The 24,274-nt window shown below is 66.8% G+C and carries 22 protein-coding genes; 18 read left to right on the plus strand and 4 right to left on the minus strand.

What is annotated here, in order from left to right:
• Positions 1-23: 23 nt before the first annotated feature.
• Positions 24-1,352, plus strand: a complete 1,329-nt coding sequence (locus HGK58_RS06615) for a site-2 protease family protein (protein ID WP_168626688.1) — start codon at positions 24-26, stop codon at positions 1,350-1,352.
• A gap of 7 nt (positions 1,353-1,359) precedes the next feature.
• Here HGK58_RS06615 and HGK58_RS06620 read toward each other — a convergent pair whose 3' ends face one another.
• Entirely contained in the window at positions 1,360-2,535 is a 1,176-nt protein-coding gene (locus HGK58_RS06620; protein ID WP_168626689.1) for an acetyl-CoA C-acetyltransferase, read from the minus strand.
• 165 nt (positions 2,536-2,700) lie between these two features.
• Between HGK58_RS06620 and HGK58_RS06625 the strand changes: the two genes are divergently transcribed.
• The 17 genes from HGK58_RS06625 (at position 2,701) to HGK58_RS06705 (ending at position 20,886) form a co-directional block, all read left to right on the plus strand.
• Positions 2,701-3,891, plus strand: a complete 1,191-nt coding sequence (locus HGK58_RS06625) for a substrate-binding domain-containing protein (RefSeq protein WP_168626690.1) — start codon at positions 2,701-2,703, stop codon at positions 3,889-3,891.
• Between the two features lie 16 nt (positions 3,892-3,907).
• Entirely contained in the window at positions 3,908-4,669 is a 762-nt protein-coding gene (locus HGK58_RS06630) for an ABC transporter ATP-binding protein (RefSeq protein WP_168626691.1), read from the plus strand.
• Positions 4,666-5,439, plus strand: a complete 774-nt coding sequence (locus tag HGK58_RS06635; RefSeq protein ID WP_168626692.1) for an ABC transporter ATP-binding protein — start codon at positions 4,666-4,668, stop codon at positions 5,437-5,439. The genes HGK58_RS06630 and HGK58_RS06635 overlap by 4 nt, the downstream gene beginning before the upstream one ends.
• A complete protein-coding gene (locus HGK58_RS06640) occupies positions 5,436-6,308 on the plus strand; it encodes a branched-chain amino acid ABC transporter permease (protein WP_168626693.1) in 873 nt (290 codons plus the stop codon). The genes HGK58_RS06635 and HGK58_RS06640 overlap by 4 nt, the downstream gene beginning before the upstream one ends.
• A 35-nt stretch (positions 6,309-6,343) precedes the next feature.
• Complete coding sequence (locus HGK58_RS06645; protein ID WP_168626933.1) at positions 6,344-7,417, plus strand: branched-chain amino acid ABC transporter permease; 1,074 nt, start codon at positions 6,344-6,346, stop codon at positions 7,415-7,417.
• Positions 7,414-8,979 (plus strand): AMP-binding protein, encoded by a 1,566-nt coding sequence (locus HGK58_RS06650; protein WP_168626694.1) that lies wholly within the window; start codon positions 7,414-7,416, stop codon positions 8,977-8,979. Before HGK58_RS06645 ends, HGK58_RS06650 begins: the two co-directional genes overlap by 4 nt.
• Positions 8,976-9,629, plus strand: coding sequence for a TetR/AcrR family transcriptional regulator (locus HGK58_RS06655; protein ID WP_168626695.1), 654 nt, complete (start codon positions 8,976-8,978; stop codon positions 9,627-9,629). The genes HGK58_RS06650 and HGK58_RS06655 overlap by 4 nt, the downstream gene beginning before the upstream one ends.
• Positions 9,626-10,372 carry a 3-hydroxybutyrate dehydrogenase gene (locus tag HGK58_RS06660; RefSeq protein ID WP_168626696.1) on the plus strand — a complete coding sequence of 249 codons (747 nt, stop codon included), beginning with the start codon at positions 9,626-9,628 and terminating at the stop codon, positions 10,370-10,372. Before HGK58_RS06655 ends, HGK58_RS06660 begins: the two co-directional genes overlap by 4 nt.
• Positions 10,369-11,271, plus strand: coding sequence for an alpha/beta fold hydrolase (locus tag HGK58_RS06665; protein WP_246865372.1), 903 nt, complete (start codon positions 10,369-10,371; stop codon positions 11,269-11,271). The genes HGK58_RS06660 and HGK58_RS06665 overlap by 4 nt, the downstream gene beginning before the upstream one ends.
• Entirely contained in the window at positions 11,272-12,054 is a 783-nt protein-coding gene (locus HGK58_RS06670) for a CoA transferase subunit A (RefSeq protein ID WP_168626698.1), read from the plus strand.
• Positions 12,054-12,701 carry a CoA transferase subunit B gene (locus tag HGK58_RS06675; protein WP_193509883.1) on the plus strand — a complete coding sequence of 216 codons (648 nt, stop codon included), beginning with the start codon at positions 12,054-12,056 and terminating at the stop codon, positions 12,699-12,701. The genes HGK58_RS06670 and HGK58_RS06675 overlap by 1 nt, the downstream gene beginning before the upstream one ends.
• Complete coding sequence (locus tag HGK58_RS06680) at positions 12,698-13,765, plus strand: alpha/beta hydrolase (protein WP_168626699.1); 1,068 nt, start codon at positions 12,698-12,700, stop codon at positions 13,763-13,765. The genes HGK58_RS06675 and HGK58_RS06680 overlap by 4 nt, the downstream gene beginning before the upstream one ends.
• A 117-nt stretch (positions 13,766-13,882) precedes the next feature.
• On the plus strand, positions 13,883-14,572 hold the full coding sequence (locus HGK58_RS06685; RefSeq protein ID WP_168626700.1) for a GntR family transcriptional regulator: 690 nt from the start codon (positions 13,883-13,885) through the stop codon (positions 14,570-14,572).
• Positions 14,573-14,761: 189 nt separating this feature from the next.
• On the plus strand, positions 14,762-16,708 hold the full coding sequence (locus HGK58_RS06690) for an aconitate hydratase (RefSeq protein ID WP_168626701.1): 1,947 nt from the start codon (positions 14,762-14,764) through the stop codon (positions 16,706-16,708).
• Between the two features lie 86 nt (positions 16,709-16,794).
• Complete coding sequence (locus HGK58_RS06695; RefSeq protein ID WP_168626702.1) at positions 16,795-17,715, plus strand: transporter substrate-binding domain-containing protein; 921 nt, start codon at positions 16,795-16,797, stop codon at positions 17,713-17,715.
• A 104-nt stretch (positions 17,716-17,819) separates the two neighbouring features.
• Positions 17,820-19,016, plus strand: coding sequence for an alpha-hydroxy acid oxidase (locus HGK58_RS06700; protein WP_168626703.1), 1,197 nt, complete (start codon positions 17,820-17,822; stop codon positions 19,014-19,016).
• Between the two features lie 55 nt (positions 19,017-19,071).
• The gene (locus HGK58_RS06705; RefSeq protein WP_168626704.1) at positions 19,072-20,886 is read left to right on the plus strand and encodes a gamma-glutamyltransferase; all 1,815 of its coding nucleotides are present in this window, start codon (positions 19,072-19,074) and stop codon (positions 20,884-20,886) included.
• On the opposite strand, the gene HGK58_RS06710 is transcribed toward HGK58_RS06705, so the two are convergent.
• Genes HGK58_RS06710 through HGK58_RS06720 form a run of 3 tightly spaced genes read right to left on the minus strand, consistent with a single transcriptional unit; the run spans position 20,883 to position 24,274 of the window.
• On the minus strand, positions 20,883-22,577 hold the full coding sequence (locus HGK58_RS06710) for an amidohydrolase family protein (protein ID WP_168626705.1): 1,695 nt from the start codon (positions 22,575-22,577) through the stop codon (positions 20,883-20,885). The genes HGK58_RS06705 and HGK58_RS06710 overlap by 4 nt on opposite strands.
• Positions 22,574-23,863, minus strand: coding sequence for an FAD-binding oxidoreductase (locus HGK58_RS06715; RefSeq protein WP_168626706.1), 1,290 nt, complete (start codon positions 23,861-23,863; stop codon positions 22,574-22,576). The genes HGK58_RS06710 and HGK58_RS06715 overlap by 4 nt, the downstream gene beginning before the upstream one ends.
• Before the next feature lie 18 nt (positions 23,864-23,881).
• Positions 23,882-24,274, minus strand: coding sequence for a RidA family protein (locus HGK58_RS06720; RefSeq protein ID WP_168626707.1), 393 nt, complete (start codon positions 24,272-24,274; stop codon positions 23,882-23,884).

The following is a 24,274-nucleotide window of genomic DNA, read 5'->3' on the forward strand; positions in this document are numbered from 1 at the left end:
TTGTCGGCGAGTATCCTGAATCGGTGGAAACGGTGCTTCTGTATGTGGTGGGCGTGGTTATCATCGCGCTCGGGCTGGCGCTGTCGATCGCGTTGCACGAAATCGGCCACCTCCTGCCGGCGAAGCTGTTCGGGGTACGCGTTTCCCAGTACATGATCGGTTTCGGGCCGACGTTGTGGTCGAAGCGCAAGGGGGAGACCGAGTACGGCGTCAAGGCGATCCCGCTCGGCGGGTACGTCTCGATGGCGGGCATGTACCCCCCGGCGAAACCGGGCGAGAAGGCACGCACTTCGAGTACCGGCTTCTTCCAGTCGATGGTTCAGGATGCGCGCACCGCGAACGCGGAGACCGTGCCCGAGGGCCAGGAGCACCGCACCTTCTACCGCCTGCCCGTGTGGAAGCGGATCATCATCATGGCCGGCGGGCCGTTCATGAACCTCCTCATCGCGGTTGCGCTCTTCGCCGTCGTGCTGTGCGGCTTCGGCGTGCAACAGGTGTCCACCACCGTAGGAAGTGTCAGCGAGTGCCTGATCCCCGCATCGGCGGAACAGCGCGACTGCGCACCGAGCGATCCGGCGGCTCCGGCGGCCGCGGCCGGCATCCTCCCCGGCGACACTCTGGTGTCCGTCGATGGCCAGGCCATCAGCAGCTGGCAGGACAGCACCGCGATCATCCAGAAGTCGGCTGGCGAACCCATCGACATCGTCGTCAAGCGCGACGGCAAGAACATCGACGTGGTTGCAACTCCGGCGCTCACGGAGCGTTACGTCTTCGACGATAACGGCGAGGTCGCCACCGGAAGCGATGGGGAGCTGCTCACCGAGCAGGTCGGGATGCTCGGCATCACCGCCGCCTACAAGGCCGTGCCGCAACCGCCGAGTGCCGTGCTTCCCGCGGTGGGTGACAACATCACCGCCGTCACGGGCATCATCCTGAACCTCCCGCAGCGACTCGTCGACGTCGCCAACGCGGCATTCGGTCCCGAGGAGCGTGACCCGAACGGGCCGATGAGCGTCGTCGGCGTCGGGCGGATCGCCGGTGAGGTCACGAGCATCAACACCATCCCGATCGCCGACCGCGCCGCCTACCTGATCGGCTTGGTCGCATCCGTCAACGTCGCGCTGCTGGTCTTCAACCTCGTGCCGCTGATGCCCCTCGATGGCGGACACATCGCCGGCGCAGTGTGGGAGGGCATCCGCCGCTTCTTCGCGAAGCTGTTCGGACGCCGCGACCCCGGCCCGTTCGACGCGGCCAGGTTCATCCCGATCACATTCGGCGTCGTGATCCTGCTCGGCGGCATGAGCCTCCTGCTGATCTACGCCGACATCGTGAAGCCGATCTCCCTGCTCTAGGAGGTGGTCACAGGGAGAGCAGCAGGGCCTCGCCCTGACCGCCACCGCCGCACAGCGCCACCGCGGCCTTGCCCGAGCCGCGACGCTTGAGTTCGTAGGCCGCGTGCAGCGCGAGGCGGGCACCGGATGCGCCGATCGGGTGCCCGATCGCGATCGCACCGCCGTGGATGTTCACGTTGTCGAGGCTCACGCCGAGCGCGCGCGCCGAGTGCAGGGACACCGCGGCGAACGCCTCGTTGATCTCGATGAAGTCGAGATCCGCGGTCGACCAGCCCTGGCGCTCGAGCGCCGCGGTGATCGCGTGCGCTGGTTGCGCGTGCAGCGAGTTGTCCGGGCCGGCGACCTGGCCTGGGGCTCCGATGACGGCGAGGTAGTCGAGGTTGTTCGCCTCGGCGTACTCGCGGCTGGCGAGGATGACCGCGGCAGCACCGTCGGAGATGGGGGAGGAGTTGCCCGCGGTGATGGTGCCACCCTCGGTGAACGCCGGGCGCAGCCCTGAAAGTGACTCGGGTGTGGAGTCGGGGCGCACGCCCTCGTCGGTGTCGACGACAGTGTCGCCCTTGCGGCCCTTGATGGTGACGGGCACGATCTCCTCGGCGATCAGGCCTGTCGCAGCGGCGGCCCGCTGGTGGGATGCGGCGGCGACCTCGTCCTGGTCTTCGCGGCTGATGCTGAGCGACGGGTTGTGCTTCTCGGTGGAGGTGCCCATCGACTCGCGGTCGAACGCATCCGTCAGCCCGTCGTGCGCCGTGGTGTCGACTACCGAGGTGTTGCCGTAGGACCAGCCGCGGCGCGAGCCGGGCAGCACGTGGGGCGCGTTGGACATGGATTCCTGCCCGCCGACCGCAACCACCTCGGCCTCGCCAGCGCGGATGAGCCGAGCACCGTCGATGATCGCGGCGAGCCCGGAGAGGCAGATCTTGTTGATGGTGGTGGCGGGGACGTTCCAGCCGATGCCCGCGTGTATCGCGGCCTGGCGAGCGGGACCCTGGCCGAGGCCCGCGGTGAGCACGTTGCCCATGATGACGGCGTCGATCGCGCTGACGTCGACCCCGGAGCGCTCGATGGCACCTTTAAGCGCGATGGTGCCGAGCTCGACGGCGGAGAGAGAGGACAGTGCGCCGTTCATCTTCCCTTGTGGGGTGCGTGCTCCGGCGAGGATGACGACATCGCGTGTGGTCATAGGTTGCGGCTCCATTGCTCGTTCGCGCCGTTTAAGGTGATACGGCGCGGTGCCCGTGTGTCTGCTTGACACTCTACTTCGAATGGTACTACTTTGCTGAGACCTGAATCGTCTGTCATATTGGCGGACGAACCCCACGTCACCAACAGCACGAAAGGCATTCACATGCGGGTAACAAAGAAGTACCTGGCACCGGCCATCCTGGCCGTCGCGGGTCTGGCCCTAGCCGGATGCGCACCGTCGACGTCCACCCCTGAGCCCGGCACCAACGGAGAGGACCTCGCACCGGTCAACGTTGCGGTCATCACCTCCGAGACCGGTCCGCTCGCCCTTTACGGCCAGGCCTACCTGAACGGTTTCGAGGCCGGCCTCGACTACGCGACCGACGGCACCGGAAAGGTCGACGGCCGCGAGATCAACATCACCCACGCGGACGATGCAGGCGACACCGACAAGGCCGTGACCGCGGCCAAGAACTTCATCGGCGACGGCTACAAGATCATCGCCGGCACCGCGGCATCCGGTATCGCACTCGCGCTCGCCGAGCAGGCCGAGCAGAACAAGATCCTGTACATCTCCGGCCCCGCCGCAGCCGACGCCATCACCGGCGTCAACGACTACACCTTCCGCTCGGGCCGCCAGACCATCCAGGACATCTCCACCGCGGGTACCTTCGCGGGCGACGTCAAGGGCAAGACGGTCCTCGTCTTCGCGCAGGACACCGCGTTCGGCCAGGGCAACTTCGCCGGCGTCACCGCAGTGCTCGGCGGGCAGGGCGCGACCGTCGTGAGCGAGCTCGTTCCCGAGGACGCCACCGAGTTCACGCCCTTCGCCCAGAAGATCAACGACGTGAAGCCGGACCTCGTGTTCGTCGCGTGGGCGGGCGCAACCTCCGCCGCAATGTGGGAGGCGCTCTCGCAGCAGGGCGTTTTCGACAACTTCCCGGTCGTCACCGGTCTCGGCGACGTCTCCACCTTCGGCGCCTACGGCCCCGCGAGCGAGAAGATCAGCTTCCTCAACCACTACTTCGGTGGCGCTGCGGGCACTGACGCCGAGAAGTTCATGATCGAGCACCTGGAGAAGAACGGCCACGTCGCCGACCTCTTCTCACCGGATGGCTTCGTCGCCGCGCAGATGATCGTGCGAGCGATCAGCGAGGGTGGCGGAGACGACGTCGACGAGATGATCGCATCGCTCGAGGGCTGGACCTTCGACTCGGTTAAGGGTGAGCTCACCATCCGTGCCGCGGACCACGCAGTCATCCAGCCGATGTTCCAGGCGCGACTCAAGGCACAGGGCGGCACCTACGTCCCCGAGCTGATCAAGGTCGTCGACGCCAAGACCGTCGAGCCGTAAGCGACAAGCACCAAACATGACGACCAACCAGCCCGTGCTCGAAGTACAGGATCTGAGCCTTCAGATCGGCGGCGCACGCATCCTCACGGATGTGAACCTGTCGGTGGCGCAAGGCGAGATGCTGGGTGTTATCGGTCCCAACGGGGCCGGTAAGACCACCTTGTTCAACCTGATCTCAGGCGTCCTGAACCCGACAGGCGGCACCATCCGCCTCGAGGGCAAGGACGTGAGCAAGGACCAGATCTTCACGAGAGCACGGGCTGGTCTCGGTCGCACCTTCCAGACCTCCAGCCTGTTCAACGGACTGTCGGCCCTGGAGAACGTCCGCCTCGCGGCACAGGCCAAGCTCGGCGGCAGCCTGTCGCTGACCCGGTTCCCCCGGAACGGCGACCAGGCAACAACGATCGCCGAGGAGAAGCTCGAGGAAGTCGGACTCGCGCACCATGCGACAACCGACGCCGGCGTGCTCTCCCACGGCGACAAGCGCAAGCTCGAGATCGCGATGCTGCTGGCTACTGAGCCCAGCGTCATCCTGCTCGACGAGCCGATGGCGGGCGTCGCATCCGGTGACGTTCCCGGGCTCACCGAAGTCATCCGCAACCTGCACCGCGGGCACGGACGCACGGTCCTCATGGTCGAACACCACATCGAGGTCGTCCTCGGTCTGGTCGACCGTGTCGCCGTCATGCACCATGGACAACTGCTCGTCGTTGACACTCCGGAGGCCGTGATGGCCAACCCGGCAGTGCAGAGCGCCTACCTCGGGGAGAGCGTGTGAACGCCCCAGCACCATCCGACTCGATCCTCACCGTTCGCAATCTCAGCGCCAAGGTCGCCGGGCAGCAGGTCGTCGAGGACGTCAGCTTCGACGTTCCGGCAACCGGCGTCACGGCCCTGCTCGGTCGCAACGGTGTCGGCAAGACCAGCACCATCAAGGGCATCCTCGGCCTGATCGAGCGCAAGGGCGAACTGACGTTTGCCGGCGAGCGGATCGAACGGCTGCGCACCCACAAGATCGTGCAGCGCGGCATCGGCTATGTCCCAGAGGACCGCGAGGTGTTCAGCAAGCTGAGCGTCGCGGAGAACCTGCGTCTCGCCGAGCGCACCAGCAAGCCACGCCGCGAGCTGGTTGACAACCTGTTTCCGGACCTCGTCGAGCGGGCGGCCCAGAAGGCAGGAACGCTTTCCGGCGGCCAGCAGCAGATGCTGTCGCTCGGTCGCGCGCTGATCAACGAGAACCGGCTGCTGCTCGTCGATGAGCCGACCAAGGGGCTCGCGCCGATCATCGTCTCCCAGGTCGCGGATGCGCTCGCCGAGGCAGCGAAGACCGTCCCGATCCTGCTGGTCGAGCAGAACCTGCAGGTTGTGCGCCAACTCGCCGAGGACGTCATCGTGCTCGATGGAGGCCGTGTGGTCTACACGGGCAAGGCGAAGACCCTTCTCGATGACGAGACACTCATTCACCGATTCCTCGGAGTGAGCGGTGGCGACAGCCACCCGGCGCCGAGCGTAGCGAGCGCGACCAGCGCTCAGGAGGAGCGCGCATGAGCACCATAGTGCTGCTGCTCATCACCGGGCTCGGGCTCGGTGCACTGTACTTCCTCGTCGCATCCGGGCTCTCCCTGATCTACGGGCTGATGGACGTGCTGAACTTCGCGCATGGGTCGTTCCTGACCCTCGGCGCGTTCGCCGGCTGGGAGTTCGCCCGCCGCTTCGGGGCCGACAGCTGGGGGACCTTCCTGCTCTCGCTGCTGGTTGGCGCCGCGGTCGGCGCGATCTTCGCAGTCCTGACCGAGCTGCTGCTGATTCGAAAGCTGTACGAGAGACTGATCGAGCAAGTGCTCGTGACGGTCGGTCTCGCACTGGCAACCGTCGCGCTGTTCGAGGGCATCTGGGGGCAGGACCCCATCTACCTCACCGCGCCGGCGTGGATGGGCGGCCAGACCAACGTCCTCGGTGCATCCATCCCGAACGACCGCTTCCTCTACATCGCGGCAGCAGTCATCGTGCTCATCGCCATCGTGCTATTCCTGAAGTTCACGCGCTTCGGGCTCATCATCCGCGCCGGCGTGGAGAACCGCTCCATGGTGACGGCGCTCGGCATCGACGTTCGCTCTGCGTTCACGCTCGTGTTCGCCATCGGTGGCGCCGCAGCCGGAATCGGCGGCGTGCTGGCCTCGCACTACAACGGGTATGTGTCGCCGTACATCGGCGGTTCGCTGCTGATCTTCGCGTTCATCGTCACCGTCATCGGCGGTCTCGGCTCGCTCAGCGGCGCGGCGATCGCCTCGGCAGTGGTCGCGGTGCTGCAGCAGTTCGCGAACTACCACTGGGGCATCGGTGACCTCGTGGTCGTGCTGCTGCTCGCGGCAGTGCTGCTCCTCCGCCCGTCCGGACTTCTCGGGAGCAAGGCATGAGCAACGCAACGCAGACAACGAACAAGCCTTCGGTGATGGACTTCCTCACCCGCCCGGCCGTCAAGTGGGTGCTCGGGGCGCTGCTCGTCGGCTTCCTCGCGCTGCTGCCCATGCTGAACCTCAGCATCCCTGGCGTGCTGCCTGGCGCCACCTACACGCCCGGCACGCTGCAGCTCCTCGCGTTCACGATGCTGATCGCCGGTCTCGCGCTCAGCTACCACCTGATCTTCGGTGTCGCCGGGCTGCTCTCGTTCGGCCATGCGCTGTACTTCGCGGCCGGCGCCTACGGCCTCGGGATCGTGCTGCGCCGGTTCGAGATGGAGCTCATCCCGGCGATCGTGATCACGCTGGTCGTCGGCCTTCTGATCGCAGGCGTAGTCGGCGCGGTCAGCCTGCGGGTCACCGGGATCGGGTTCGCCATGGTCACCCTCGCGTTCGCGCAGGCGGGCTCGGTGCTCGTGCGCCGCAACGCCGATTGGACCGGTGGCGACGAGGGACTCGCACTCGACACGACGCACATCCCGGATGAACTGGTGGGCGTGCTCAACACGCGCAACCTGTATTGGGTCTGCCTCGCAGTGCTGGTGCTCGTGTTCCTCGTGACCAGCTGGTTCGAGAAGTCCCGGGCCGGCCACGTCGTCGCGGCGACGCGCGAGAACGAGCTGCGTGTTCGCGTCATCGGCATCCGGCCGTACTTCGTGAAGCTGCTCACCTTCATCGTTGCTGGGGTGCTCGCCACCATCGTCGGCATGGCCTACCTGCTGCTGCAGTCGAGCGCCACGCAGAAGATCATCACCGCCGACTTCACCCTGACCCTGCTCGTCATCGTCGTGCTCGGCGGCGTCGGCTACCGCTGGGGCGCCGTCATCGGCGGTGTCGTCTACACGCTGCTGGACCAGCGACTCACCGTGCTTGCCGGCTCGGAAGCGATCGCAGGTCTTCCCGACTTCCTTCGCATCCCCCTTTCGGAACCCCTCTTCATTCTGGGAACGTTGTTCATCCTGGTCGTTCTGTTCCTGCCGGGCGGCATCGCCGGACTGGCGAAGCGCGTCACGCGGGGACGGTCGAACGTCCGGGCTGAGAGGGATGTCCTGGAGGAGGTCGTGTGAACGACGGGCTGCACACGCTCGGCCGGTGGACCCGTGACCGTGCGGTCGCGACGCCGGACCGGGTGGCGGTAGACGATCGCGGCGTAGTCGTGACCTACCGCGACCTTGACGAGCGCGCGAGCAACCTCGCGGCCGCCCTGCTCGAGCGCGGGTACGGCGTCGGCGACCGCATCGCGACGATCACCGGCAACAGCGCCGACCATGTCGTGCTGTTCTTCGCGTGCGCGAAGGCCGGCATCATCCTGGCGCCGCTGTCCTGGCGGCTGTCCCCTCGCGAACTCGCCCAGCAGTTGCAGATCGCCGACCCGGCTCTGCTGCTGGTCGAGGAAGAGTTCCGCACCCTCGCGGCGGCGACAACCAAGCGGCTCGTCACGCAGCCGGCCGTCGAGGCCCTCGGCGGCAGCGGAATCGAGGCGAGCGTCCCGCACCCTGTGCGCAGCAACCCGGCCGAGCTTCCAGAACAGCGCGCGGTGCGCGACGACGACGGCCTGCTCATCATCTTCACGTCCGGAACGCAGGGACCGGCCAGAGGCGCCATCCTCACGCATGCCAACTGCTTCTGGACCAACCTCGCGTTCTCGCGCACCGTCGAGATCACCAGCCGCGACACGGTGCTCGCGGTCATGCCCCAGTACCACGTTGGCGGCTGGAACGTTCAGCCGCTGCTCGCCTGGTGGGTCGGCGCGACGGTCGTGCTCGAGCGCACCTTCGACCCCGGGCGGGTCCTCCAGCTCATCCAGGACCGCAGGATCACCACCATGATGGGTGTCCCCGCGAACTACCTGTTCCTCGCCGAGCACCCGTCCTTCCGGGGCACCGACTTCTCCAGCCTCAGGCACGCTGTCGTCGGCGGGGCGCCGATGCCGGAACCGCTGCTGCGCACCTGGCACTCGCGTGGCGTCGCACTGACACAGGGCTACGGCCTGACCGAGGCGAGCCCGAACGTGCTGTGCCTGCCGGACGAGGACGCCCGCACCAAGATCGGACTCGCGGGCAAGCCGTACCCGCACGTCGAGGTCGCCGTGGCGGATGCGATCACCGGCGAGATCCTCGACGGCGAGGCCACAGGGGAGCTGCTCGTCACAGGCCCCAGCGTCTTCCCCGGCTACTTCCGCGATCCGGAGAGCACCGCTCGCGCGCTGCACGGCGGCTGGCTGCACACCGGCGACCTGGTTCGCCGCGACTCCGATGGGTATTACCAGGTCGTCGATCGAATCTCCGACATCTTCATCTCCGGTGGCGAGAGCATCTCGCCCGCCGAGGTCGAGAGTGTCCTTGCCGGCCATCAGGCGGTCGCCGATGTCGCGGTCGTCGGTGTCCCGGATACCCGGTGGGGCGAGGTGGGGATCGCGCACGTGGTCGTCCGGCCGGGTTATGCAACCGACGAACAGGACCTGCTGGCGTTCTGCGGTCGCGACCTGGCCGCCTACAAGGTGCCCAAGCGCATCCGGTTCGTGCCGTCCATCCCACGCTCGAGTGGCAACAAGGTGCTGCGCCGCGCGCTGGTCGACGCGTACCTGGCCGAGCAGGCGAGCGAGCACACGAGCGGCGGGCCGCGATGACTGACGCGCCACGCACCGAGAGGGGCAACAGGACCCGCTCCAAGCTGCTCGTCGCAGCCGAGAAGGTGTTCTCCGAGTGCGGCTACCACGAGGCATCGATCGTGCGCATCACCGAAGCCGCCGGCGTGGCCCAGGGCACGTTCTACCTCTACTTCGGCAGCAAGCTGGAGATCTTCGACGAGCTGGTCGAGGACCTCAACCGCAGGGTCAGGCATGCGATGCGCGACGCGATGGAGGGGGCACCGACCCGACTCGAAGCCGAGCGCGCCGGCTACCACGGCTTCTTCCAGTTCACCGCAGAGCACCCCGCGCTGTACCGCATCGTGCGTGAAGCGGAATCGGTGTCGCCGAAGGCGCTGCGCATGCACTACACGCGGATCGTCGACGGCTACATCGAGGGCCTGCGCGAAGCGAAGGACCACGGAGAGATCGGCGATGTTGACCCGGCCGTTGTCGCCTGGATTTTGATGGGCATCGGCGAGATGGTCGGCATGCGGTGGGTGCTCTGGGGCGAGGACGGAGCCGCCGGCGCCGACAACGACCCCACCGCGAGCGGCACCTCACGGGTCCCGGACCACGTGTTCGAGGAGATGATGAGCTTCATCCAGCGGGGCCTCGGCGCCCCCGAGCAGAGAAAGGGACAAGCATGACGGACCTGACCGGCCGAAGGGCCCTCGTCACGGGCGGTGCGAGCGGCATCGGCGCCGCGTGCGTGCACTCGCTCGCCCAGGCGGGAGCCCACGTCATCGTCGCCGACCTCGACGGCGATGCGGCTGCCAGGGTCGCAGCGGAGGTGGGTGGCGAGGCATGGCAGGTCGACCTGAGCGACACGTCCGCCCTCGCTGACCTCGACCTCGACATCGACGTGCTCGTCAACAACGCCGGAATCCAGCACGTCAGCCCCATCGAGGACTTCGACCCCGCCCGGTTCAACCTGATCATGCGGCTCATGCTGGAATCGCCGTTCCTGCTCATCCGGGCAGCGCTGCCGAAGATGTACGAGCGCGGTTGGGGCAGGGTCATCAACATCTCTTCCGTGCACGGCCTGCGCGCATCCGCCTTCAAGTCCGCCTACGTCGCGGCCAAGCACGGCCTGGAGGGTCTCTCCAAGGTGACCGCCCTCGAGGGTGGGCCGCATGGCGTCACGAGCAACTGCGTGAACCCGGGTTACGTGCGCACCCCGCTGGTCGAGAAGCAGATCGCCGACCAGGCGCGCGTGCATGGCATCCCGGAGTCCGAAGTGGTCGAGAAGATCATGCTCACCGAAAGCGCCATCAAGCGACTCCTCGAGCCCACCGAGGTTGCCGACCTCGTGCGCTGGCTGTCCGGCGACACAGCCCAGATGGTCACCGGTGCTTCGTACACCATGGACGGCGGATGGAGCTCCCGATGACAGCGCCGGACTACCGCGCCCGCATGATCCCGGTGCGCGGCGGAGAACTCGCGGTGGGCAGCTGGGGGCCGGAGGAGGGACCGACCATCCTCGCGGTGCACGGCGTGACGGCGAGCCACATGACCTGGCCGTACCTCAGCGAGGCGCTGCCCGGCGTGCGCATCATCGCGCCGGACCTGCGCGGCCGCGGCCGCAGCAACCGGCTGCCGGGACCGTACGGCATGCCATCACACGCCGACGACCTGGCTGCGGTGCTCGACGCATTCGGGGTCGAGCGGCCGGTTGTCGTCGGGCACTCTATGGGCGGGTTCGCGTCCGTGGTGTTCGCCCACCGGCATCCGGAGCGAGTCGCGGAGCTCGTACTGGTCGACGGCGGTCTTCCGCTGACCGTGCCGGAGGGCATGTCCGATGCCGACTTCACCCGGGCGGTGCTCGGCCCGGCGCAGGAGCGGCTGTCGATGACCTTCCCGACGCGGGCGGCCTACGTCGAGTTCTGGAAAGAGCATCCGGCGTTCGCCGACGACCTCAACGATGTCGTGCTCGACTACATCGACTACGACCTGGACGGCAGCGAACCCGAGCTGCGCCCGTCGACCAGCTACCAGGCGGTCGCAGAGGACTCCGCCGAGCTGTCCGGCAGCGACTCGGTCATGTCGGCGCTGACCGGGATGACCCACGACGCGACCTTCCTTCGCGCACCCCGCGGGCTCATGAACGCGGCTCCGCTGTACACGAGCGAGCAGGTGGCAGGCTGGGCGGAGCGCTTCCCACGGATCTCCACGCTGGAGGTCGACGATGTCAATCACTACACGATCGTGCTCGGAGGAAGGGGCGCCCGCGTAGTCGCGGCTGTGGTTCAGGATGCGCTCGCCCGGGCTGAGAAGAAAGCGGGAGTCTGAATGACTGGAATCGACAAGAGGGTCGCCTCACCGGCCGAAGCGGTCGCCGACATCGGCGACGGTGCCAGCATTGCCGTCGGCGGGTTCGGCCTGAGCGGCAACCCGATGATCCTCATCGAGGCATTGCTCGAGCGGGGCTCGAAGGACCTCTCGATCGTCAGCAACAACTGCGGCGTGGATGACTGGGGCCTTGGCATCCTGCTCGCCGCCCGACGCATCCGCAAGATGACCTCGTCGTATGTCGGCGAGAACAAAGAGTTCGAGCGGCAGTTCCTGTCCGGCGAACTCGAGCTCGAGCTGACCCCCCAGGGCACTCTCGCCGAGAAGCTGCGCGCCGGCGGATCCGGGATCGCGGCCTTCTTCACCCAGACCGGTGTTGGCACGCAGGTCGCAGAGGGCGGCTTGCCGCGCCTCTACGACGGCGACGGCGGCGTCAAGATCGCCTCACCCGAGAAGGAGGTCCGCACCTTCACAGTGCGCGGCCGCGACCTGGAGTTCGTGCTCGAGGATGCGATCACCACCGACTTCGCGCTCGTGCACGCGCTCAGGGGCGACCGGCACGGCAACCTCGTCTTCAACAAGGCCGCGCGCAACTTCTCACCGCTGGCGGCGATGGCAGGCAAGATCTGCATCGCGCAGGTCGAGGAACTCGTGGAGCCGGGCGAGTTGGATCCGGATGCCGTGCACCTGCCGGGAATCTACGTGCACCGGGTAGTCCAGGTGGGAAGCGACATCGAGAAGCGCATCGAACGGCGCACCGTGACCGAGAAGGGCGGCAACTGATGGCACTCACACGCGAGCAGATGGCGGCGCGGGCAGCACTCGAACTGGAGGACGGCGCCTACGTCAACCTGGGCATCGGCCTTCCGACGCTGGTCCCGAACTACGTACCGGACGGCCTGACCGTCGTGCTGCAATCGGAGAACGGCATCCTCGGGGTCGGACCGTACCCGACCGAGGACAAGGTCGACCCCGACCTGATCAACGCAGGCAAGGAGACCGTCACCACCCTCCCCGGCACCGCGTTCTTCGACTCAGCGATGAGCTTCGGCATGATCCGCGGCGGCAAGATCGACGCCGCGATCCTCGGTGCGATGCAGGTGTCGGTCAACGGCGACCTCGCCAACTGGATGATCCCGGGCAAGATGGTCAAGGGTCCCGGCGGTGCGATGGATCTGGTGCATGGCGCGGGCAAGCTCATCGTGCTCATGGAGCACGTCGCGAAGGACGGCTCGGCAAAGATCGTGAACGAGTGCTCCCTTCCGCTCACCGGCCGGGGTGTCGTCGACCGGATCATCACGGACCTGGCCGTCATCGACGTGACGCCCGCTGGTCTCGTGCTCCAGGAACTCGCTCCCGGCGTGACCGTGGACGAGGTGCGGGCGGCAACGGAGCCGCCGCTCACCATCGGGAAGGAACTTGCTGCATGACCGCTACTCTGATCGACGGGATCAGTTCCCGCACGCTGAAGACCGACCGGCTCAACGCGAACATCCTGGAACGCGACGGAGATGACCCGAACGCCGAGGCCGTCGTGTTCATCCACGGCAACGTCTCGTCATCGCTGTTCTGGCAGCCGACCATGCTGCGCCTGCCTGCGAACTACCGGGCGATCGCCATCGACCTGCGTGGTTTCGGCGACAGCGAGACGCTGGCGGTTGACGCGACACGTGGGCTGGCCGATTACTCCGACGACGTCGCATCCGTGCTCCGCGCGCTGGGCATCGAGTCGGCGCATTTCGTCGGCTGGAGCATGGGCGGCGGAGTTGTGCAGCAGCTCATGCTCGACCACAACGAGCTCGTGCGCACCGTCACCCTGCAGGCGCCGGTGTCGCCGTACGGTTTCGGGCCAACCGCTCTTGACGGGTCCCTGCTGACACCGGATGCCGCAGGTTCCGGTGCCGGGGGAGTGAACCCCGACTTCAAAGCGAGGCTGCACAGCGGCGACCGCACTGCGGATGAGCAGACTTCGCCGCGCTCGGTGTTCCGCTCCGCGTACGTCGCACCCGGCTACCAGGGCGACCACGAGGACCTGTGGGTCGAGTCGATGCTCACGACGAAGGTCGCCGACGGAAACTATCCAGGCAACTCCACCCCGAGTGAGAACTGGCCCGGCTTCGCTCCGGGCGACCGTGGCGTGCTCAACACCATGGCGCCGACGTACTTCAACACGACCGGAATCGTCGACCTCGCGGTAAAGCCGCCCGTGCTGTGGATCCACGGCACCCAGGACGCGATCGTGTCCGACACGTCGTACTTCGACCTGAACTACCTCGGTCAGCTCGGTGCGATCCCTGGCTGGCCGGGCGAAGAGGTCGCTCCGGCGCAACCGATGAAGCAACAGACTCGCAACGTACTCATGGAATACGAGGCCGCCGGCGGCAGCGTGACAGAGATCGAACTCGAGAATTGCGGACACTCCCCGCAGCTCGAATACCCGGAGAAGTTCGACGCCGCTCTGCACGCACACCTGCTGGGCCGGACGGCCGTTTAACCCGCTTACCCGCGGCAATGGGGCCGCATCCCACGAGGGTGCGGCCCTAGGTCGCTGCCGCCGAGGCAGCGACTACAGTATGGGCAGCTATTCGTGCGCACAGGTGGAGGAACCCAAGTGGCAGAGTTCGTCGACGCTAATGGCCTCGTCTACCACGCGCTCCTGGAGCGGATCTCGGATGGGTCGCTCGCTCCGGGCACGAAACTGCGAGAGGGCGCGCTCGCCCTGGAGTTCGGGACCAGTCGAACACCGGTGCGTGAGGCGCTTCGTACTCTGGCGGCCGAGGGACTAGTGGAGATCGCCCAGAACCGTGGGGCGACGGTGCGCGCGTGGACGGCGGAGCAGATCTACGAGTCCTACGGTCTCCGGGCAGTCTTGCAGGCGCACGCGGGGCGTTTGGCGGCAGCGAACTCGAATCCGGAAGACGTTGAGAAGCTCCAGGCAGTCCAGGCGCAGATGGAGCAACTTCTCGCCCGCCGCCCGGCGACTTTCCTCGACGATTTGGCGCGACTCAACGCCGAGTTCCATGCGACGGTTGTCGGGATGGCGAAGAGCACCTTGCTGGAAAGCATGATCAATACCCTGACGTCGGTGTCGATGGTCGGCCGCACCTTCCGGGGCTTCGAGACCGAAGACCTGGAGCGGAGCATGATGCACCACCGCGACATCATCAGGGGCATAGCAGCGGGCGACGCGGAACTGGTCGCCGCAGTGATGACGAGCCACATCCTGGCGGCCCGACCAGCGGCCCTTGCCATGCTGCAGGCATCAGCCGAGTCCCCCAAGCGGTCTGCAGCGGCGCACTAGCCTCCCGCAGCCCACCCGTTTTTCGCGCGTCGGAGACTCGCGCAATCCACTTCCCTGCCGCATCCGGGACATTCGTCCCATTGGCGTTCCTTTCTGCGCGCTGCCAGAAAACTCACGTTGCGGTATTGCGCTCACTATGTGAGTCACCATAGAGTCCTTCTCATTGGCTCTCGAAGTGGAGGTTCGGTGGTGGGCGATACCCTCACACGCAAGACTCTGCGGGCGCATCTGGTCAGCGGAGGTGCGTTGAGCGCCGGGCTCGACTGCACGGTGAGCGTCGACCAAATCCTCGTCGAGGACGCCACCGGGACCATGGCCGCGATGCAGTTCGAGATGCTCGGCGTCGACCGGATCGGCGTGCCCCTCGCCGTCATGTACATCGATCACAACGTGCTGCAGATCGACGACCGCAACATGCAGGACCACCGCTACTTGCGATCGTTCTGCGACCGCTACGGTGTGCGGTACTCGCCACCGGGGCACGGCATCTCGCACTACATTCACCTGGAGAAATTCGGCAAGCCGGGCGAGATCCTCGTCGGGGCGGATTCCCACACGTCGATGGGCGGAGCCCTCGGGATGTTCGCGCTGGGTGCGGGCGGACTCGAGGTAGCAGTCGCGATGGCGGGGTACGGCTTCGACTTCGTATGCCCGGAAGTTGTCGGTGTCGAGCTCACCGGAGAATTGGGAATCGCCGTCGAGGCCAAGGACATCGTCCTCGAACTGCTTCGCAGGCATGGCGTCCGCGGCGGCCGCGGCAAGGTGTTCGAATTCTTCGGGGAAGCGGTGGAGCGGCTGTCCGTCTCCGCGCGCGCGACGATCTGCAACATGATCGTGGAGACCGGCGCAATGACGGCGATGTTCCCATCCGATGAGCAGACCCGCCTGTGGCTGCGTTCGCAAGGACGCGAGAGTGACTTCATCCCGCTCGCAGCAGATGCCGATGCAGAGTTCGACGCCGTCGAGCGCGTCGACCTGAGCGTGCTGCGACCGCTTGTGGCAGTCCCTCACTCGCCGGGCAACGTCGTCGCTGTTGCCGACCTGCCGCCGACCCCGGTGGTGCAGGTGTGCGTCGGGTCATCGGTGAACAGCTCGTACGACGACCTGGCTACCGTAGCTGCGATCCTCGATGGTCGGTCGGTGCACCCCGGGGTCCAACTGACCGTCACCCCTGGTTCGCGCCAAATCCTGCAGATGATCATCGCGTCCGGCGTTTACGAGACGCTCATGAAAGCCGGAGCGAGGATGCTCGAGCCGATCTGCGGACCGTGCGTGGGAATCGGTCAGGCACCGATAGCCGGCGCCGCATCCCTCCGAACGTTCAACCGCAACTTCCCGGGACGCAGCGGAACAGCCGAGGATCAGGTCTACTTGTGCTCCCCTTCGACCGCGGCCGCCAGCGCGCTCACGGGCACGATCACGGAGGCGACGGGGCTTGGCCCGCTGGAGCTCGTGGCCGCCGCCGCACCCGACCTTGGATTGCACGAAGCGAACATCACGCGCGTGCTGCCTGAGGCAGAACGCCGCAACGTGCAAATCGAACGAGGCTCGAACCTGGTGCCGCCGCCACTGCCCGAACCGCTGCCGGCCGACCTGAAGGCCCGGGTTCTGATCGTCGTCGGAGACGACATCTCAACCGGGGACATGGCACCGGATGGCGTGATCGCGATGTCAGTCTGGTCGAACCTCGCCGTCTGCGCCCGCTTCATGTTCAACCGTCTTGACCCGGGATTCCATGATCGGGCGATCGACTGGGGCGGAGGCATCATCGTCGGCGGCGAGAACTACGGGCAGGGTTCATCGCGAGAGCACGCGGCACTCATTCCGCTGCACCTCGGCGTGCGAATCGTCGCGGCCAAGAGCTACGCGCGCATCCACCGCCGGAACCTCATCGCAGCGGGTATCGCGCCGCTGATCCGCCCGGCCGGCGACACCACGGATGAAGGCGACGAGTGGTCGATCTCCGGGCTGCAGGCCGCGATCGCGCACGGCCACTCTGAACTGACTGTGACCACTCGCGACGGGCGGACGCTCGTGCTCGGCATCCAGCTCAGTCCCGCCGAACGCGAAATATTGCTGGCCGGCGGCCTCTTGGCCCAGGTCAACGGGGTGAGCCGACAACTCGCCATCGCATAGCCATTCGGCGACGCCAGTCGCCGAATGACAGGGCAACCCATCCCTGTCACCGCACCACCCTTGTACCAACCAGAGAGGAAGCAATGATGCTGTTGAAGAAGAAGTTGGCGACCGCGAGTGCCCTTGCGGTGCTGCTCGGACTGACCGCGTGTGCGACACCGGGCGAGACGCCTGACGAAGGTGCGCCCGGTTCGGACTCCGAGTCGAGCGCCATTGAGGTTGTTCCCGAGATTGCGGACATGCTGCCGGAGGACATCAAGAAGAGCGGCGTTCTCAAGATCGGCGCCCTGGGCACGAACTTCCCGGAGCAGTACACCACCGAGGCCGGTGAGCACACGGGCTCGATCGTGAAGCTCTACACGGCAGCGGCCCAGGTGCTCGGCCTTGAGCCGCAGTTCGACATCGTGACAAACGACGCCATCCAGGCTGGCGTCGAGTCGGGGCGCTACGACATCGCCCAGATGGCCGACAACCCGGAGCGTCAGAAGCTGTTCGACATCATCTCGGTGCAGTTGAGCGGCGTCGGGCTTGCGGCGCACGCCGACAACGAGAACGACAGTGTGAACATGGACGAGGCGCTGTGCGGTTCGTCGGTGGCTGTGACCAAGACCTCGATCGCGGAGCGGACCGCCATCGCGGTATCCGAGAAGTGCGAGGCAGCGGGCAAGGAGCCGGCCGCAATCAGCTCCTTCGTGGACAACGCAGCGGTCATGCTCGCGATCTCCAGCGAGCAGGCCGAGTACGGAATCGTCTCAACCGGTGTCGCCAACGGCTACATGGCACGGCAGCCGGAGTCCATCAAGGTCGTGGACGCCGACTACTCGTTCAGCGGCGGTCCCGCTGTGCTGAAGGGTCGCGACGAGCTGCGTGACGCCCTCCAGGCCGCACTGCTCCACCTGGTCGAAATCGGACTGTACGACGAGATCCTGGCCGAGTTCGGTCTCGAGGACCACGCCATTCCGAGCATCCCGATCAACAACATGGAAACCGGGAAGCGCCGGGAGTAACCCGTCGATCGACCCGGCGGCTGCGGTTCCGCAGCCGCCGGGTCGGTCTTATCCACCGTCCGAAGCGTTGGCGCCGGACACGAACGAAATACGAGGGCCCAGCCGTGGCGACAACAAGTGCTGCCGAGCGCGCGGTGGACATAAACCACCTGCGAGAGCTTGCCCAGAAGCGGCTGCCCGTGGCGCTATTCGACAACCTCGACAACGGCAACGAGGACGACGTCGCGGTACGACACAATGGCGAGGCCCTGAGGGCCCTCAAACTGGTGCATCGCGTCTTGCGCGACACCTCTCGCCGTGACGCATCGGCATCGCTGTTCGGCAAACGGCACGGGTTGCCGTTGGTGATCGCGCCGACCGGTGTCACCAGCTGGATCTCCTACCGCGGCGAGGTGGCTCTCGCGCGTGCCGCAGCCACCGCCAACATCCCGTTCGTCCTCACCAGCACCACCAACACACCCATGGAAACCGTGCGGAAAGAAGGCGGCGGAACCCAGTGGTACCAGCCCGTCGTCTGGCAGGACACCCGGGCAACACTCGAAGAGATCGACCGTGCGAGGCGAGCCGGGTTCGACGGACTTGTGCTCTCGGTCGATACCACCATCGGATTCAACCAACCGCGTGACAAGCGCCGCGGGTTGACCTTCCCCATGAAGTTCCGGCCCAGCCACCTGATCGAGGCCGTTCACCATCCGCGTTGGACGTTCGGCACCGCCTGCCGCTACCTGCTCACCGAGCGACGCCTGCCCGGGTTTGCCAACGTGACTGTCCCCAGCGCCCTGACCCCCGCCGAGAGGAAGCGGTTCCTCGTCAGAGACGACTCGCTGACCTGGGACTTCCTGCGCCGCGTCCGAGACAGCTGGCCGCACGCCCTGATCGTGAAGGGCCTCCTGCATCCGGATGACGCGCTCAGCGCGGCGGATGCCGGTGCCGATGCGGTCGTGGTCAGCAACCACGGCGGCCGCACCATTGATGCCGCGCCGGCGCCCATCGAACTGCTCCCGGAGGTTGTGGCCGCGGTCGGCGGCCGTGTGCCGGTGCTCGTGGATGGCGGCTTCACTCGCGGAAGCGACGTGCTCAAGGCTGTCGCGTTGGGCGCGGACGCGGTGATGATCGGCCGGGCAACCCTGTACGGACTGGCCGCCGGTGGCGAGCTCGGGGCGCAACGGGCGCTCACCATCCTGCGGGAGGAGGTCGAACGCACGATGGGGGCGCTCGGCCTCACACGTCTTTCCGAGCTCGGTCGCGACGTTCTGCTGACGCCCGGCGACCTCGCCAGCCTGCTGGTCGCAGCCCGATAACGGCGCGGCGCCCGGTCGGTTCGCCAACACACCAACATCTAGGGGAGTAATACAAGTGATTCCAAGCCGGCCACAGCTCATGGGCGACTTCGGTATGGCCACGTCGTCGCATTGGATTTCCAGTGCCGTCGCGATGGGGATGCTCGAATCCGGCGGCAACGCGTTCGATGCCGTAGTTGCTGGTGTCTTCGCCTTGCAGGTGATCGAGCCGCAACAGTCCGGACCGGGCGGCGACATTGTTGCGATGTTCGCGCGCGCAGGCGATGACGTGCCGACGGTGCTGTGCGGGCAGGGGGTTGCGCCCGCCCGGGCCGTCCCGTCCGCCTTCGCTGCGCTTGGGCTGGATCTGATCCCGGGATCCGGGCTCCTGCCCGCTTCGGTGCCGGGGGCGACGCCTGCGCTGCTGACCCTGCTGCGCGATCACGGCACTTTCTCGCTCCGGCAGGTTCTGGAGCCGACGATCGAACTCGCCGCGGGTGGGTACCCGTTGGGGGAGCAGGCGATCGTGACGATCCGCTCCATGGCCGAAGTCTTCGAGAAGTACTGGCCGGCTTCGTACTCGACCTACCTGCCCGGTGGCAGCATCCCTCGTGCCGGCGATCGATTCGTCAACCGCCAACTCGCTGAGACCTACCGACGGCTGCTGGCAGAGGCGGAGGCGGCGGGCGCCGATCGCGACAGCCAACTCGACGCCGCGCTCCTTACCTGGGGTCACGGCTTCATCGCCGAGGCGGTTCACGAGTTCAGCGCCGAAACTCACCGCGATGCCAATGGGACCGAACATCGCGGTCTGATCTCTGCCGATGACCTCGCCTCCTGGGCGCCGAGCTACGAGAGTGCCCTCGGTGTCGAATCGGGTGGGTACACGGTGTACAAGGCCGGGCCGTGGAGTCAGGGACCGGTGATGCTGCAACAGTTGGCCCTGCTCGAAGGGACCGGTTTCGATCCGGTCGACCCAGCGAGCGTGCACGCCGTGATCGAGGCGGCCAAACTCGCCTTTGCAGACCGGGAGGCCTGGTACGGCGACAGCGGAGACACCCCGATCGAGGCGCTGCTGTCGGCGGGGTACGCGGATGAGCGGCGCAAGCTCATCACCGAGTCCGCATCCCACGAATTCCGCCCTGGCTCACCGAGCGGGCGCACACCGCTGATGCCTGACCTTGACAGGTTGGACCCCGCGAACTCCACGCATGCTGCGTTCGCCGAGCCCAACCTTGCCCTGAGCAACGCAGCGTTCGCAGAGCCGAACCTGGCCGCGCCGGGACCGAAGCCCGGAGCCACCGCGGGGGACACCGTCTCCATCAACGTCATCGACCGATTCGGAAACATGATCTCCGCGCTGCCGAGCGGCGGCTGGCTGCAGTCGTCACCGATCATCCCCAAGCTCGGGTTCGCGCTTGGCACGCGGATGCAGATGATGTGGTTGGAGCAAGGCCTGCCGAGTTCGCTCGTGCCAGGCAAGCGGCCGCGGACCACTCTGTCACCGACCATCGCATTTCGTGATGGCGCGCCCGCTATGGTGCTCGGCTCGCCGGGCGGTGACCAGCAGAATCAGTGGCAGTTGGCGTTCCTGCTCGCCGTGCTGCACGGCGAGCGCAACCTGCAGCGCGCCATCGAGTACCCCAAGTTCCACATTCGCCATTTCCCCGCGTCGTTCTATCCGAGGCGCCAGACCCTCGGGCAGGTGCTGGTGGAGGAGTCGTTCGGCGCAGACGTGATCGCCGACCTGAAGGCGCGCGGGCACGATGTCACGGTCAGTCCGGCGTGGTCACTCGGGCGGATCTTCGCGGCGCAGCGCGATCGCGAGACGGGATTCCTCACCGCCGGCGCGGATCCGCGGGGTGGGCTCGGTTACGCACTCGGCCGCTAGAGCGCCAGGGTTCCGTCCGTGCTCACCGGATGCCCGTCCACGAGGGTCAGCACGGAGCGGGTGCCCGCAAGCTCGGCCAAGTCGCACTCGAGAGGGTTTCGATCGAGCACGGCGAAATCTGCGGCGAGGCCCGGGCGGATGACACCTCTCTTGTCTTCGTCGCCTGTCAACCGCGCACCGTTCACGGTGACGAGCTTCAACGCGTCATAACGGCTGACGGCCTCATCGGGGGCGACGATGACTCCGCGCTCATCCTCTCGGCTCACCACGTGCACCATGCTGTCCCAGATCGAGATCGGCCGGTTGTCGGATCCCAGCACCACTGGAACGCCAGCATCCATCAGGGATTTCACCGGCACGATCTCGCTCTCCCGATCCGTGCCGACAAGGTCTCGAGTGAACACCCCACGGTGGAGGTGATGGCCGGTGATGGTCGTCATCATCACTCCGAGGTCGGCGGCGACGTCGATCTGGTCGCGGCTCAGCGTCGGCTGGTGTCCCAGGGTCCAGCCCAACCCACCTATCGGAACCTGCCCGTCGACCCGGGCGAATATCTCGAGGAGGTTCTTGGCCAGTCCGGCCACCCTCACACCGGAGCGTGCGCAGTCGAGCAGCAGCTGCTCGACGTCCGCCATGGGCACGAACGCCCCGGCGGCGAAGCCCGCCCAACCGGTTCGCGGGTGGTTCGCGGAGCGCAGCGCCGTCGCGGTCTCATCGACAGCGCCCCCGATGAAGACGCCGTCGACGCCGGCGAACCTGCCGGCCAGAAGCTCGAAGTCACCCCTCCAGCCTTCAAGTGTGCCTCGCAGGTCGCCAATCTCGGGCCAATGCGGGCTCAACGGCAAGCTCGCGCGGAGTCTTGCACTGCCGGCCGCAGCGTAGGCATCCAGGTAGGCGTCCAAGACCTCGCTGGCGATGCCGTGGCCCTCGAATACCGCGGTTGTGCCGAAGGACGCGTACCGTTCGAACGCGTTCCGGATGGCGGCAGCGCGCTGGTGCCTGGTGAATCCGGGTGCGACTCGCAGGAGCGTGTGCTCAATGAGCGGCTGGTGCGCGGTCTCGACGAACCTGCCGGTCGGGTTGCCCCGAGCGTCACGCTCGATCACCAGGTCATCGTGCGGCGAGAGCGTCTCAGCGCTGATCCCGGCCGCGGCGAGTGCCAATGAGTTTGCAAAGGAGATCTTCTTCGCCCGCATGTTCCAGAAGCCCCAGATCGGCCGGATGAAGACCGGGTTGTCGGGGCTGACGGAGTCGAGATCGTGCCGGTCCGGAAGGCGTCCGCCTCCGAACGGGTCGTCGGCATCGGTGTAGTCCGGGGGAGTGCCCAGGGGTCTGGTGACGATCCATTCGCCCGGTTGTGCATTCACGGCGGCCTGAGCCACGACGTCCAGGATGTCCGCGACGCTTGACGCTCCCGCGAATCCGGGTAGATCGTCACCGAGGGTCTCGCGGTCCAGATGGGCGTGGCCGTCAGTCAGCCCCGGAAGCACGGCCATCCCGGCGGCGTCGATCCGCGGCAGCACGGCTACGGTCGTCGGCAGGTCGGCATCGCTCGTGTAGACCTGCTGGATGATCCCATCGGCGACGAGCACCGCGGCGCGCGGCAACTGCTGAGGCAGCCGTTCGTCCATGCTGATCAGCGTCGCGTTCGTGAGCAGGAAAGAGCGCGGAGACGCCGGTGCCCCGCTCATGGTGCGATCACGTGACCGAACCGGAACACGTTCTGCGGATCGTGTGTCGCCTTCAGCTCCAGCAAACGGGCTGCCGTCTGCGGGTCGTAGGAGGCGAGCACCCGATCCTTGCCAACCTCATCGCCCTGGAAATTCGGAACCGGCTGGCCGGCCGAGGCGGCATCCGCGAGTTGGAACGCGCGTGCCGCTCTCGCCCGGGAAGCGTCGTCGGTGCGTCCGATCACCAGGAAGGAGAACTCCGACCCGCGTCCGGCAACGGCGTTCGGGTGCGCGGGCATCCGACTCATCGCGCCGCCCAGGTGGCGGAACTCGAGGGTCGGTGCGTATCCATCGTCGTCCGGGTACTGGTGCCACATGTCGTTGAGCAGCTCCTCAGTCAGGCGCGGAAGCAGACGGCTTCGCTCGGTGAAGGGTTTCGGCACGCCGCCGTCGTTGTGCACCTCCCGGATACGCGAGTATGCCTTCTCATCGACACTGTCCAGGACGATGCCAGGCAGGGAGCGCATCGGATGCAGCAGCGCTGCCGCTTCGTTGCTGTCGCCGGCGGCGGTGACCCTCAGGTGCACGAACTGGGCGAACCCTTCGTTGTCCACAGGCGGCACGGGGCCGCGCATGGCTAGCGAGGTGCCGAACCACTCGGGCAGGGTGCGCACCCACTCCAGGTAGCGCGGCAGCACGTCCGCCGCCGCGTCCGGATGGAAGTAGAGGCCACCGCCGAAGTAGGACTCGAGCGGGAAGAGCTGGACTTCTATTGCCGTGGCGACGCCGAAGCTCCCGCGACCGCCGCGCACGCCCCAGAACAAGTCACTGTTCTCTTCTGGCGTCACCTCGAGGAGCTCTCCGTCCGCGGTGACCAGTTGCACCGCGAGGATCGTGTCTGCGGCGAACCCGAACATCCGCGAGAGCAGCCCGATTCCGCCGCTGAGTGCGTAGCCCATCACCCCGACCGTCGGAGATGACCCGTTGACCGGCGCGAGACCATGTTTAGTGGTCTCCGCGACGACCTCGCTCCAGCGCACTCCGGCCCCGATCCACGCCGTCCGCCGATCGGGATAGACGCGGATGCCAGTCATCCGCTGGGTCGCGACGAGGACCGCGCCGTCGTTGCTGCCGATCGTTCCGTGTCCCGTCGATTGCACCGCGATGCCGCGGCCCTCTTCGACAGCCTTGCGAACGGCCCGCTGGACATCCGCTGCCGTCTCGGCGAAGATGACCGCACTCGGGGTCGGCGGGTGGGCGAGGTTGAATGAACTGAGCTCTTGGAGGTCCGGCTCCCGCTGTCGCATCCGCGTCTTGCCTCGGACTTACGGGAGGATCGCTACTGCCTCGATCTCGACCAGGAGACCTGGGCGAGCGAGGGCGACAACCTGCACTGTGGCCTGTGCGGGGTGCCCCGCGTCACCGGTGACCTCACGAATGGCGGCGCCGATCGTTCCCGGCTCGCCCATCTCGGTCGCGTAGACCTTGCGGTGAACGATGTCGTCCCACGTCGCCCCGACCGCATCCATCGCGATCTTCAAGTTGTTCATGGTCTGGATGACCTGGGCTCGCAGGTCGCCGTGGCCGACGATCTCGCCGTTCTCGTCGAACGACACCTGCCCGGCGAAGTGCACGATCGTCTGCCCGGTCCCGATCGCAACATGCGAGTAGGTACCCGGCTTGCTCAGTCCGGACGGGTTGATCAGAATGCGGCCCAT

The organism is Cryobacterium sp. BB307 (assembly GCF_012274275.1).
Lineage (GTDB): Bacteria > Actinomycetota > Actinomycetes > Actinomycetales > Microbacteriaceae > Terrimesophilobacter.